We start from the raw sequence: 13,260 nt of genomic DNA on the forward strand, positions 1-13,260 counted from the left end.
CACTCCGTTAGATATTGTCCATCTTATCACCCCACTGCTGCGGGTCTACACTGGAGGCATCATTTGAAAGGAGTACAATCATGTCGATAAAAGCCATTGCCGTAGACCCGCAGAACCCCGCCGGTTTCATCGAAATCTCACCGGAGATGCCGGTACCCGGTCAGTACGATCTGTTGGTGGAAGTGAAAGCGGCGTCGGTCAATCCGGTGGACACCAAAGTGCACGCCGGTCTGCAGAAAAGCGGCCTGCAGCAGCCACGCGTCCTTGGCTGGGACGCCAGCGGCATCGTGGTGGGCGTGGGCAGCAGCGTCAGCGGCTTCAAGCCCGGCGATGAAGTGTGGTACGCCGGCGACATCACCCGGCCCGGCAGCAACAGCAGCCACCAGCTGATCGACTCACGCATCGCCGCGCACAAACCGCGCAGCCTGAACTGGGCCGAGTCCGCCGCCATGCCGCTCACCGCCCTCACCGCCTGGGAAGCGCTGTTCGAACACCTGAACATTCAGGACGCGCCGGAGCACAAGACGCTGCTGATCATCGGCGGCGCCGGCGGTGTCGGCTCGCTGGCCATTCCGCTGGCCGCATTGCGCAGCAAGGTGAAAGTAATCGCTACCGCATCAAGACCGGAATCCGCCGCCTGGTGCCGTGAGCGCGGCGCCGATCTGGTGGTGGATTACCGCGATCTGAAGGACAACCTGGCGCAGCAGGGCATCGAGCAGGTGGATTACATCCTGTGTCTGAACGACACCGACGGCCACTGGCCGGCGATGGCCGAGCTTGTCGCGCCGCTCGGCCATATCTGCACCATCGTCGAGAACGCGCAGCCGTTGGATCAAAACGCGCTGAAGCTGAAAAGCGCCGCGCTGCACTGGGAGTTCATGTTCACCCGCAGCATGTTCACCACCCCGGACATCGCGCAACAGGGCAAGATCCTGCAGCAAGTGGCGCAGCTGCTGGACGAGGGCAAGCTGAGCACCACGCTGAGCGAAACCCTGCACGGGCTGTCGGTAGACACGCTGACCGCCGCACATCAACAGCTACTCGGCGGCCACATGCAAGGCAAGCTGGTTATCGCTTACTAAGTTCGCATCGCGGCGGCGTTCTGCGCCGCCGTTATTGCGGACGAACGAAACCTACGCACAGCGTTTGCTCATCGGCCTGCGGATCGGCGCGGAAGGTCAGCGTCTGCTGCCAGTCGAGGCGCAGTTTCGGCCAGTGGGCCAGCTCCCCGCCGAAATCGCTATGCGCGCAGTCTTCACCCAACCGCCCGAACAGGGCGACGCCGTGCTGCGCAATCTGCGGATAGCTGATGTTGACGTTGTAGATATTCGGCCGCGTATGATTGGACCAGCGCGTAATGGTCTGCGGCCGGGAACCGGCGTACACCGTCATCCACTGCGACAGGTATTCGCCGCCGACGTAGCGTAGGTCGACGCCATACCGCTCCTGCCACAGCCGCTCCACCCCGGCGCTGAACGCCTTGATACCCACCATCTTCTGGCCGGCGTTGCGCACGTTGCCCAGCATCACCGCGGCATACCCCAGATAGACCGCCAGCGCTGCGCACATCAGCCCGAGGGTCGCCGCGCGCAGCGAACGCACCGGCGGCTGACGCACGCAACCGACCAGCAGCGCGGGCGCCAGCATGAAGAACGGCTGCAGCCATTCGGTCAGCCGGCCGCCGACGTTGAAAGAGAACCAGAAGGTAATGATGCCGAGCGGCAACAGGTAGACCCACAGCAACACCCGCATCGGCAAGGCTGATGGCCAGGCCAGCACCGCTCCGCTGCGCCGCAGGATCCCCCACAGCACCAGCGACGGATAAAACACCAGCAGCAGCGACTGCAGCATGTCGAGATTGAGCTGCATCTTGATCTGCGAATCCACCCACTTAAAGGCGGCAAAGTCGTGGTTCCACAACCAGAACACGTTCGGCAGCACCAGCGCTAACCAGATCGCCACCGCTAGATAGAACTGCGGCTGGCGGTAGCAGCGGCGGATCTGCGGTACGAACAGCGTCGACAGCGCCGCGAAATAGACGAAGGCGAAGGTCGAGTACTTCGCCATCATCGCCAGCCCGGCGGCCAATGCGAAGGCCGGCCACCAGTTGGCCGAACGCGAGATCGCCAGGTGGAAGAACAGCGCCATCCACGGCCACAGCATCACCAACAGGTAGTTGTCGTTGTAGGGAATGATGTCGAAATTGATGATGCCGGACAGGTTGAGCGTCAGCAGCGCCATCCAGGCCAGCGAGGTGCTGCCGCTCAGGCGGCGCGCCAATAGCCAGACGCCCAACATGCCGATGGCGATGGCGATGAAGTGGCCGCCGTACCAGTAAACGTTCAGCGGCAGCCACGAGAGCCCGATCGCCGGCTGCATCGCCGCACCGACCAACCAAGGATTTTTCGGTGAGCCCCACTCGCCGTTGAGGCCCCAGTTGAGCGCCTCAACGGCGTCGTAAGGCAGGGTAGGATCGAGATGAACGGTCAGCAGCGTCCAGGCTGCGGCATAGCAGACCAACCAGAGAGCGAGTAAGCGATAAGACATGACTTCTTCTGAGCGTTATTGTAAAGAAAATCTTAACTTAGTCGCTGTCGAATGAACCATGTTTAAACAAGCCGTTAAATGTGCGCCCGGGCGGCCGTTTCTGCCGCCGCGATCGCACATTACGCTAATTTCCCTCAGCCTGCGGCGTGGCGATGGGCGGGCGCATTCGCCAGCCGGCCGGCGTCCGCCGCCAGCAGTTGTTGCACCAGCTCGACGCAGCGCAGGAAGCGCTCTTCGTAATCGCTGGACTCAACGTGCACGTACTCGATGTTGTTGGCGCGCAGCATCTCCTCCAGCAGGCGCTGGAACGCCAGGCGATCGGCGCTGCTGCCGAGGCTGCGCAGCCCGTCCGCCACCCACGGCGTGTTGTTTTCCAGCAGGATCACCAGATCGAAACGGTATTCGTCGATCAGCGCCTGCACGAAGGGGTGTTCACGCCCTTCGTACTTTTTGCAAAACGCCTGCGTAGTCACGAAATCGGTATCGATAAACGCCACCTTGTTGGCATATTTGACTGCGAAGTCCACGTATTGCGCCTGCCCGAGGGCAATTTTGTCGTAGTCGGAGTACTGCAGCGCCATCTCGTCGCCGCCCAGGTGCGAAAATACGTAATCGCGGCCATATTCCCAGGCGCTGGTGGTGTTGAAGATGTTGGCCAGCTTGTTGACCAGCGTCGACTTGCCGCTCGACTCACCGCCGAGGATCGCCACGGTGCGCACAAAGAACGGCTTCACCTCGGTCGGGATGTAATCCCAATAGCGGAACGGATCCTGACGGATCTGATTGCCGCTGATGTTCATGAACGACCGTTCGGGATCGACCAAAATGGTTTCGATGCCCAGATGCTCGCGGTAGCGCGGCGCATCCTGCGCTTCGCTGGAATAGATAAAGCTCGGCACGATGCCCTTCTGTTCCATAAAGGCCTTCATGCCGTCGCTCCACACGTTCCAGCCGTGCGGATAGGGTTCGATACCCTGCTCGTCGAACGAGTGGATATGGATGTTTTTCTGGTACTTGAAGGTCTGCAGCAGCCAGCGCAGGCGATCGCTGACCGTCGGCTGTTGCGACATCGAACTGTTCTCGAACAGCTCGCGGTCGCGCGGTTCGTCGTGGCACAAAATAACGTGCAACTCGTCCACCTGGCTGCAGGCGCGCTGGATCAGATAGATGTGGCCGGTGTGCAGCGGGTAAAATTTACCAAACACTACGCCGACTTTAACCTCTTTGCGCGGGAACTCCAGCCCGAGAAAACGGTGCAGCGCCTCGAGCTTTTGCGCGCTCGGGCTTTTGATTTTGTCGTTCAACAGCTGGCTCAGATAGCCCTTGGTCATGCCGCTGGCATCCGCCACCTGCTGCAGAGTACAACCCTTTTGCTTGATGGACGTCTTCAGGTAATCAAATTGCGGCATGGCCACCTCCGTTTAATATGCTAAACAAAATAGCATATCTTGCTCGCCGTCAGCGACATTAATAAAACTCTTCCAGCACGTCCAGCGCGTCCGCCAGCTTCTTGACCCCGAACACCTGCATGTTGGCCGGCGGCTTCTTCGGCATATTGCCGTGCGGCACGATGGCGCGCTTGAAGCCGTGCTTGGCCGCTTCGGAGATGCGCTCCTGGCCGCTCGGCACCGGGCGGATCTCCCCCGCCAGCCCCACTTCGCCGAACACCACCAGATCGTTCGGCAGCGGCCGATCGCGCAGGCTCGAGACCAGCGACATCAGCAGCGCCAGATCGGCGCTGGTCTCGCTGACCTTCACCCCGCCGACCACGTTGACGAACACGTCCTGATCCGACATCTGCAGCCCGCCGTGCCGGTGCAGCACCGCCAGCAGGATCGCCAACCGGTTCTGCTCCAGGCCCACCGCCACGCGGCGCGGGTTGGACATCATCGAGTGATCCACCAGCGCCTGGATCTCCACCAGCAGCGGCCGGGTGCCTTCCCACACCACCATCACCGAGCTGCCGGAAGTGACTTCATCGCCGCGGCTAAGGAAGATCGCCGAAGGGTTGCTGACTTCGCGCAGCCCCTGTTCGGTCATGGCGAACACGCCCAGCTCGTTGACCGCGCCGAAGCGGTTCTTGTGGCTGCGCAGGGTACGGAAGCGGGAATCGGCGTCGCCGTCCAGCAGCACCGAACAGTCAATGCAGTGTTCCAGCACTTTTGGCCCGGCCAGCGAGCCATCTTTGGTGACGTGCCCGACCATCACGATCGCCACGCCGCGCGTCTTGGCGAAGCGCGTCAGATAGGCGGCGGTTTCCCGCACCTGCGCCACGCTGCCCGGCGAAGACTGAATGTCCGCCATGTGCATCACCTGAATCGAGTCGATCACCATCAGCTTCGGCTGCTCCTGCTCAGCGATCAGGCAGATCTGCTCGATGCTGGTTTCCGACAGCATGTTCAGGCCGCCGGTCGGCAGCCCCAGACGGTGAGCACGCATCGCCACCTGCTGCAGCGATTCCTCGCCGGTGACGTACAGGGTTTTCATCTGTTCGGACAGTTTGCACAACACCTGCAGCAACAGGGTACTTTTGCCGGCGCCGGGGTTGCCGCCGATCAGAATGGCGCTGCCGGGCACCACGCCGCCGCCCAGCACGCGGTCGAACTCGAGAAAGCCGGTGGTGAAGCGAGGCAGTGCCTCCAGGCTGATTTCCGACAGCTTCTGCACCTTGCTGACGCCGGCGTCGCCGGCATAGCCGCTGAGGCGATCGTTGCGCGCCGCTGCGGGCGACGCGGCCAAACGCACTTCCGTGATGGTGTTCCAGGCATGGCAGGCGCTGCACTGCCCCTGCCAACGCGGATAGTCCGCCCCGCACTCATTGCACACAAATGCCCGTTTTGCCGCTTTTGCCACGTCTTACCTCAATCTTTCGTTATCGCACTTCGTGTTTCAGGCTGCCGGTGAGAATACACAGCACGCCCATCAGATCCGCATGCCGGATCGCCACCTGCGCTTTTTCATACACTTTCGGCTTGGCGTGGTAGGCGATGCCCAACCCCGCCGCCTGCATCATTTTCAAATCGTTGGCGCCGTCGCCGATGGCCACGGTTTGCGCCAGCGGGATCTCCAGCTTCTCCGCCAGCCGTAGCAGCGTATCGGCTTTGAACTGTGCGTCCACCACCGGCCCCAGCACTTCGCCGGTCAGCTTGCCGTCGCGGATCTCCAGCTCGTTGGCCGCCGCCGCCACCAGCCGCAGCCGGTTGCGCAGGTATTCGGCGTAGTAGGTGAAACCGCCGGAGGCGATCGCCACATGCCAGCCCATCGCCTGCAGCTTGCCCACCAGGCTGGTCAGCCCCGGCATCAACGGCAGTTCGTCGCGCACCTGCTTGAGGATATTGGCGTCAGCCCCTTTCAGCGTGCCGACGCGCTGGCGCAGGCTGGCGGTAAAATCCAGTTCGCCGCGCATCGCGCGTTCGGTGACTTCCGCCACCTGCTCGCCGACGCCCGCCAGCTTGGCGATCTCATCGATGCACTCGATCTCGATCGCCGTCGAATCCATGTCCATCACCAGCAGCCCCGGCGTGCGCAGGTGCGGGATCTTGCCGAGCGGCGCCACGTCCAGCCCGCTCTCCGCCGCCAGCAGCTTGGCGCGCGGCGTCAACGTGCCAGCCAGGCGCACCACCTGATAGTCGTCCACGCCCCAGGCGGTGACGATCACCATCGCCGCGCCCAGCTTGCGTTGGAATTGCGTAATGCGCGCCTTGTCCAGCTTCCTGCCATATAACAGCCACCCGGTATTGCCCGCCCGGTAGTCCAGCGGCATCACTTCGTCGCCGCTGAGCGAAAGGGGAAGACCCGGCCATTGAGAGATCTCCGCCGGAAGATCGCAATAGGTCAGACTGTTTGACATCATTGACTCCTGAATGGACAAAAACGCTGCATGATAAAACGACGCATCAAGCTATCCTATCGCCAGCGGTTCTGGCAACATAAAGTGTCCCCGATGCCCAAGGAACCTGCATGGCTCGCGCTAAACTGAAATTTCGCCTGCACCGCACCGCTATTATCCTGATTTGCCTGGCTTTGCTGGTGCTGCTGATGCAGGGCGCCTCTTATTTTAGCCTGAGTCACCAAATGGCGCGATCCGAGCAGGTGGAAGAGCTGGCGCAGACGCTGACCAAACAGGTCGCCTACAGCCTGGCGCCGCTGCTGGACGACGACGGCAACACCCCGCGCATCGACGCCATCCTCAAGCAGCTCACCGATCACAGCCGCATTCTCGACGTCAGCGTGTATCAACAGGATGGCACGCTGGTCTCCCACGCCGGGGAACAGATAAGTATACGCGATCGCCTGTCGCTCGACGGCAAGCGCGCCGGCAGCTATTTCAACCACCAGTTGGTCGAATCCATTCAGGGCAAAGACGGCCCGATCGGCTTTATCCGCATCACCCTCGACACCCACGTGCTGGCGACCGAATCCAAGCAGGTGGACAACACCACCAACCTGCTGCGCCTGATGATCCTGCTGGCGCTGGCGATCGGCATCATTCTGGCGCGCACCCTGCTGCAACACCGCCGCAGCCGCTGGCAGCAGTCGCCGTACCTGTTGACCGCCAACACGCCGTTGGCAGAAGGCAATACGGTGGAAGACGACGAAGAGGATGCGCCGGAGACAAAGCAGGAAGCGCCGAAGAAGGAATAACTCAGGCCAGGCGTTGAATGCGCTGGTGCAGCTTCTGCAGTTGCACCAACATTTGCTCGGCAATCGCCCGGAACGCCTCGCTGATGTCGTCATGTTGCGCCGTTTGCCGCCAGAACTCGAGAGCCAATCGCTCCGCTTGCCGCCAGACGGCGCCGCTCACCTCGTTGCTCAAACGGATCTCCACCGCGTCGTGGCGCAGATTACCGCTGCTTGCCGGGGCAAAAGCCATCGGCAACATATCATACAAAGGCGCCAACATGACCGGCCGCTGGGTTATCCGCAAGAACGACAGGTTGCCTTGGTGCATATCGCTATTGGCGATCAACCGGCCAAAGGCCCAATACAGGGCAATCCGTTGGTAGGCAGAGTGATTGATCACCCCTTGCTGTAATAGCCTCTCGGCGGCCACGACCCAGTTGGCATGGCCGCTGCCGCTGAACTCGGCATCCAACGCCTCCAGCGACACCATCGCTACCCGCCCTTCTTCAGCGATGCGATCAAAGCGCTCAATCTCTAAAAAGCATTGCCGGTCGGCACCGAACAGGATTTGCGCCGATGCGGCAGGCAATCCCGCAGCGGCGACCGTCTGCAACGCCAGCGACTCGGCGATCAGCAAATCGCTCCAGCGCTGTGCAATGACATGCGTCGGCGCCAGGCTGAACTTCACCAAAACATGCGCGCGGCGCCCAGACGCCAGCTCAGCATAGGCGGCAAATTTGGGCTGCTCGCCACCGGCGGAAGAGCCCACCAGTTCCCCGGCCAGCGCCTGGACAGACAATGCGGCGTAACGCTCGGCTTTATCTTCCACCGTGATGGCGAGGGCAGTATCCCGCATTAACCAGCGCTGATAGCTATCGGCACCAGGCAGCAGATCGCCGGTCATGTCTTCGCCATAACGGCAGAGCGCCAACAAGCGTTGGCCTTCATCCCATCGCCGCACATCCTCCGGCAAATTCAACTCGCGCGCCGCTGCTTTTCCCCAGGCTCGCCCGAGAAAGCCAATCGGCCGCAGGTCGTTCAAATACCATGGCATACCATCATAGAGCTGCCACTCTCCGCTGCGCTCATCGCACACCGCACAGTTATCGGCAGGATACAGCGGGCAAAGCGTGGCAAACAGGTGCGCCTTACCCCGTTCATCAACCCGATACATCGGAAACTGCCTCTCACCGCCGATCCCGCGCCGCAATACATAGCGCGTCGCCTTACCTTTACCAAGGATCAATACCGCGCCCGCCAGTTCGCGGATACGGCGCGATAGCGTCGGCTGGCTGATGCCTAACGCTTCTGTCAGTTGACGAGCCGTAGCCGGCCCATGGCGCAAAACTTGTTCAACGGTGATCATCAGATGAATAGATTGGTGAATAGATTGATAGAGGAAGTAATAGCGTTAAACGGCAGAAAGGTAAAGCGTTAGCCAAAACTGGCCAAGCGGAATGAATAGATTGACGGGCGGGCGCCATGATGACGCCCGCCGGGGTATTACGCTTTGTCGCCCAGCAGCACGGATTCCAGCGCGATAACGATCATTTCGTTAAAGGTGGTCTGGCGTTCCGCCGCCGTGGTCGCTTCGTGACGCAGGATGTGGTCGGACACGGTGCAGATGGTCAGCGCCTTGCAGCCGAACTCTTCGTACAGCTCCGCCGCCACGCCGTAGATGCCGGCCGCTTCCATTTCCACGCCCAGGATGCCGTACTTCTTCATCACCTGGAACATGTCCGGATCCGGGGTGTAGAACAGATCGGCGGAGAAGATGTTGCCCACGCGCGCCGGGATGCCCTGCGCCGCCGCCGCGTCGACCGCGTTGCGCACCATGTCGAAGTCGGCGATCGCCGCGTAGTCGTTGTCCTTGAAGCGCAGACGGTTCACCTTGGAGTCGGTGCACGCGCCCATGCCGATCACCACGTCGCGCAGTTTGATATCGTCACGCACCGCGCCGCAGGAACCGACGCGAATGATCTTCTTCACGCCGAATTCGGCAATCAGCTCGCGCGCATAGATGGAGCAGGACGGGATGCCCATACCGTGGCCCATCACGGAGATGCGGCGGCCTTTGTAGGTGCCGGTGAAGCCCAACATGCCGCGCACGTTGTTCACTTCCACCGCGCCTTCCAGGAAGGTTTCGGCGATGTATTTTGCGCGCAGCGGGTCGCCCGGCATCAGTACTACGTCAGCGAAATCACCCATCTCAGCATTAATGTGCGGCGTAGCCATAATTTTCTTCCTTTAGAAATCTTATTTAATAAAAACGTCAAACATCTAAGCCTTGAATGTCGAGTTGCAGCCAGGCAGCTAGCGGGTGAATCCCCAGTCGCTTACTTGAGTAAGCGACTGGGGTTCACGCGTGAAGCTAACAACGCTACGGCTTGAAAGACAGAGCTTAGAACAGGGTCTTACCGTAATCCATCGGCGACAGGCCAAAGTAATTGGCGACGGTCTGGCCGATGTCGGCGAAGGTCTCGCGGTGGCCCAGCGAGCCCGGTTTCACTTTCGGGCCGTAAACCAGCACCGGGATGTGCTCGCGGGTGTGGTCGGTGCCCGGCCAGGTTGGGTCGCAGCCGTGGTCGGCGGTGAAGATGATGATGTCTTCGTCTTTCACCAGCTTCAGCAGCTCCGGCAGGCGGCGGTCGAACAGCTCCAGCGCGGCGGCGTAGCCCGCCACGTCGCGGCGGTGGCCGTAAGAGGAGTCGAAGTCCACGAAGTTGGTGAACACAATGGTGTTATCGCCGGCCTTTTCCATTTCAATCAGGGTCGCGTCAAACAGCGCATCGATGCCGGTCGCCTTCACCTTCTTGGTGATGCCAACGTTGGCGTAGATGTCGGCGATTTTACCGATCGACACCACTTCGCCGCCCTTCTCGTCCACCAGCTTTTTCAGCACGGTCGGCGCCGGCGGCTCTACCGCCAGATCGTGACGGTTGCCGGTGCGCTGGAAGTGGCCCGGCTTATCGCCGACGAACGGACGCGCGATCACGCGACCGATGTTGTAACCGCCTTCGGTCAGCTCTTCACGCGCAATTTCGCACAGCTCATACAGACGATCCAGGCCGAAGGTTTCTTCATGGCAGGCGATCTGGAACACCGAGTCAGCGGAGGTGTAGAAAATCGGCTTGCCGGTTTTCATGTGCTCTTCGCCCAGCTGATCGAGGATCACGGTGCCGGATGAGTGGCAGTTGCCCAGGTAGCCCGGCAGCTTGGCGCGTTCGACCAGTTTGTCCAGCAGCGCCTGCGGGAAGCTGTTGTGCTCGTCCTTGAAGTAACCCCAGTCGAACAGCACCGGCACGCCGGCGATTTCCCAGTGGCCCGACGGCGTGTCTTTACCGGAAGAGAGTTCGCTGGCGTAAGCGTAAGCACCGATGATATCGGCGTTGCGATCCAGCCCCTGCGGGAAGTTGCCGGTGGACTCTTCCGCCGCTTTGCCAAGGCCCAGACGGCTCAGGTTAGGCAGCGTCAGAGGGCCCTGGCGGCCCACGTTGGCCTCACCACGCGCGCAAACTTCGGCAATATGGCCCAGGGTGTCAGAACCCCGATCGCCAAAACGTTCGGCGTCTTCGCTGGCACCGATACCGAAGGAGTCCAATACCATAATAAATGTACGTTTCATCTGTGCTCTCCTGCGTGTTCTCACGCTTTGGACGGCCGCGAAAAAGCCGCGGTCGTTCCTGATTCTTGGGTTATTCCGTGATGCGCTTATACACCACCGGCGTCGCTTCCGGCGCCTTGTCGCTCAGCGTCATTGCGCTGCGCACCGCATCGGCCGCCAGCTGCCAGCTCTCTTCATCGTTGGCGTGGATCATCGCCAGCGGTTGCTGGGTATCCACCTTATCGCCCAGGCGCGCCACCTCGGTCAGGCCAACGCTGTAGTCGATGGCGTCGCTTGCCCGGCGACGGCCGCCGCCCAGCGACACCACCGCCATACCCAGCGCACGGGTATCCATGGCGCTGATGATGCCCGGCTTTTCAGCATACACCGGCTTGCTCAGCGTTGCCGCCGGCAGATAGCTATCATAACGTTCGACGAAGTCTATCGGCCCTTGCTGCGCTGCCACCATGCGGCCAAACACCTCAGCCGCTTTGCCGTTGTCCAGCACCGCCTGCAGTTTGGCGCGCGCATCGGCCTCGTCTTGCGCCAGGCCGCCGGACAGCAGCATCTCCACGCACAGCGCCAGCGTCACTTCCAGCAGGCGCGGGTTGCGGTATTCGCCGGTCAGGAAGCGCACCGCTTCGCGCACTTCCACCGCGTTGCCGGCGCTGGAAGCCAGCACCTGGTTCATGTCGGTCAGCAGCGCGGTGGTCTTGCAGCCCGCGCCGTTGGCCACGCCGACGATCGCCTGCGCCAAATCTTGCGACAGGGCATAGGTCGGCATAAAGGCGCCCGAGCCCACCTTCACGTCCATCACCAGCGCATCCAGCCCTTCCGCCAGCTTCTTGGCCAGAATGGAGGCGGTGATCAGCGGGATCGAATCCACGGTGGCGGTGATATCGCGGGTGGCGTAGAAACGTTTGTCCGCCGGCGCCAGCGAGCTGGTCTGGCCGATGATCGCCACGCCGACGTCCTGAATAATTTTGCGGAAGGCGTTATCGTCCGGGAAAATATTGAAGCCCGGAATGGCTTCCAGCTTGTCCAGCGTGCCGCCGGTATGCCCCAGGCCGCGGCCGGAGATCATCGGCACATAGCCGCCGCAGGCCGCCACCATCGGGCCGAGCATCAGCGAGGTCACGTCGCCCACGCCGCCGGTCGAATGCTTGTCGACGATAGGGCCGTTCAGCGCCAGGCTCTTCCAGTCCAGCACGGTGCCGGAATCGCGCATCGCCATGGTGAGCGCCACGCGCTCCGGCATGCTCATGTCATGGAAATAAATGGTCATCGCCAGCGCGGCGATCTGCCCTTCCGACACCACGTTGTCGCGAATGCCGTTGATGAAGAAGCGGATTTCCGCTTCGCTTAACGGCTGGCCGTCGCGTTTCTTACGAATAATTTCTTGAGCCAGGAACAAGGCATCCCCCTGTGTCGCCGAGAGTCGGTGCAGACGGGCGCGCCAGGCGCCCGCCAACGAAATCGATCAGTAACCGCCGCCGGCGGTCTGGGTCTGGTGGCCCAGCGCGGTCAGCAAGCTGGCCAGCAGGCTGGAAGCGCCAAAGCGGAAATGCCGCGCGTCGGCCCACCCCTCGCCCAGAATACGATCGGCAAGTTGCAGATAATGCAGCGCGTCTTCCGCGGTGCGCACGCCGCCGGCCGGCTTGAAGCCCACGGTCTTCGCCACGCCCATATCGCGGATCACCGACATCATCAGCTCGGCGCTCTCCAGGGTGGCGTTGACCGGCACCTTGCCGGTGGAGGTCTTGATAAAGTCCGCCCCGGCCTTGATGGCGATCTCGGACGCTTTGCGGATCAGATCGGCCTGCTTCAGCTCACCGGTTTCGACGATCACTTTCAGCAGCACGTTGGCCGCCTGGCATGCCTGCTTGCACTGTTTCACCAGCTCGAAGCCGACCTGTTCGTTGCCGGCGATCAGCGCGCGGTAAGGGAACACCACGTCCACTTCATCCGCGCCATAGGCGATGGCCGCGCGGGTTTCCGCCAGCGCGATGTCGATATCGTCGTTGCCATGCGGGAAGTTGGTCACGGTGGCGATACGGATGTCCGGCGTGCCTTGCTCGCGCAGCGCCTTACGCGCCACCGGGATAAAACGCGGGTAGATGCAGATGGCCGCCGTGTGGCCGGCCGGGCTGTTGGCCTGACGACAGAGGGCGATCACTTTCTCGTCGGTGTCATCATCATTCAGCGTGGTTAAATCCATCAAGTTCAGCGCACGTTGCGCTGCTGCGGTTAATTCGGTCATAAAACTCTCCAACTGAGTACCTGGGTGTTGGCGAGCGGACTTGGTTCCATGAAGATAGCGCAGGGGAACGGCGTTCCCGCGGCGGCAACTGAGATCCTTCTCACCGCACATGGCCACCCGCCTTGCGGCCGGCCAGTAATAGCTATTTGAACACGAATGCCGAGGGCGATTCGCGTTCATCGTCACACTATATGAAATAGCACTGTAACAGACCGGAATTATATGT

Annotated in this window: 11 protein-coding genes; 2 read left to right on the plus strand and 9 right to left on the minus strand. The window is 61.5% G+C overall.

Going from position 1 to position 13,260, the window contains the following annotated elements; all coding sequences use genetic code 11:
• The first annotated feature begins 80 nt into the window (after positions 1-80).
• Complete coding sequence (locus tag FOT55_RS03020) at positions 81-1,082, plus strand: zinc-binding alcohol dehydrogenase family protein (protein ID WP_089181656.1); 1,002 nt, start codon at positions 81-83, stop codon at positions 1,080-1,082.
• Between the two features lie 31 nt (positions 1,083-1,113).
• Here FOT55_RS03020 and FOT55_RS03025 read toward each other — a convergent pair whose 3' ends face one another.
• From FOT55_RS03025 to serB, 4 genes are all read right to left on the minus strand, one after another.
• On the minus strand, positions 1,114-2,547 hold the full coding sequence (locus tag FOT55_RS03025) for a glycosyltransferase family 39 protein (RefSeq protein ID WP_025305220.1): 1,434 nt from the start codon (positions 2,545-2,547) through the stop codon (positions 1,114-1,116).
• Between the two features lie 134 nt (positions 2,548-2,681).
• The gene (gene nadR / locus FOT55_RS03030) at positions 2,682-3,956 is read right to left on the minus strand and encodes a multifunctional transcriptional regulator/nicotinamide-nucleotide adenylyltransferase/ribosylnicotinamide kinase NadR (RefSeq protein WP_025305219.1); all 1,275 of its coding nucleotides are present in this window, start codon (positions 3,954-3,956) and stop codon (positions 2,682-2,684) included.
• Between the two features lie 58 nt (positions 3,957-4,014).
• On the minus strand, positions 4,015-5,400 hold the full coding sequence (gene radA, locus FOT55_RS03035) for a DNA repair protein RadA (protein ID WP_025159617.1): 1,386 nt from the start codon (positions 5,398-5,400) through the stop codon (positions 4,015-4,017).
• Positions 5,401-5,419: 19 nt separating this feature from the next.
• On the minus strand, positions 5,420-6,397 hold the full coding sequence (gene serB, locus FOT55_RS03040) for a phosphoserine phosphatase (RefSeq protein ID WP_016929162.1): 978 nt from the start codon (positions 6,395-6,397) through the stop codon (positions 5,420-5,422).
• 110 nt (positions 6,398-6,507) lie between these two features.
• Here serB and FOT55_RS03045 point away from each other — a divergent pair, with 110 nt between their 5' ends.
• Positions 6,508-7,191 (plus strand): YtjB family periplasmic protein, encoded by a 684-nt coding sequence (locus FOT55_RS03045; protein WP_025305217.1) that lies wholly within the window; start codon positions 6,508-6,510, stop codon positions 7,189-7,191.
• A 1-nt stretch (position 7,192) separates the two neighbouring features.
• On the opposite strand, the gene yjjJ is transcribed toward FOT55_RS03045, so the two are convergent.
• From yjjJ to deoC, 5 genes are all read right to left on the minus strand, one after another.
• On the minus strand, positions 7,193-8,536 hold the full coding sequence (yjjJ, locus tag FOT55_RS03050; RefSeq protein WP_141971061.1) for a type II toxin-antitoxin system HipA family toxin YjjJ: 1,344 nt from the start codon (positions 8,534-8,536) through the stop codon (positions 7,193-7,195).
• 137 nt (positions 8,537-8,673) lie between these two features.
• Positions 8,674-9,405, minus strand: a complete 732-nt coding sequence (gene deoD, locus FOT55_RS03055) for a purine-nucleoside phosphorylase (RefSeq protein ID WP_004933059.1) — start codon at positions 9,403-9,405, stop codon at positions 8,674-8,676.
• 166 nt (positions 9,406-9,571) lie between these two features.
• Entirely contained in the window at positions 9,572-10,795 is a 1,224-nt protein-coding gene (gene deoB / locus FOT55_RS03060) for a phosphopentomutase (protein WP_043136044.1), read from the minus strand.
• Positions 10,796-10,865: 70 nt separating this feature from the next.
• A complete protein-coding gene (deoA, locus tag FOT55_RS03065) occupies positions 10,866-12,188 on the minus strand; it encodes a thymidine phosphorylase (protein WP_043136047.1) in 1,323 nt (440 codons plus the stop codon).
• Between the two features lie 66 nt (positions 12,189-12,254).
• Positions 12,255-13,034, minus strand: a complete 780-nt coding sequence (deoC, locus tag FOT55_RS03070) for a deoxyribose-phosphate aldolase (protein ID WP_025305214.1) — start codon at positions 13,032-13,034, stop codon at positions 12,255-12,257.
• Between the last annotated feature and the right edge of the window lie 226 nt (positions 13,035-13,260).

Source organism: Serratia bockelmannii, assembly GCF_008011855.1.
GTDB classification, from domain to species: Bacteria; Pseudomonadota; Gammaproteobacteria; order Enterobacterales; family Enterobacteriaceae; genus Serratia; species Serratia bockelmannii.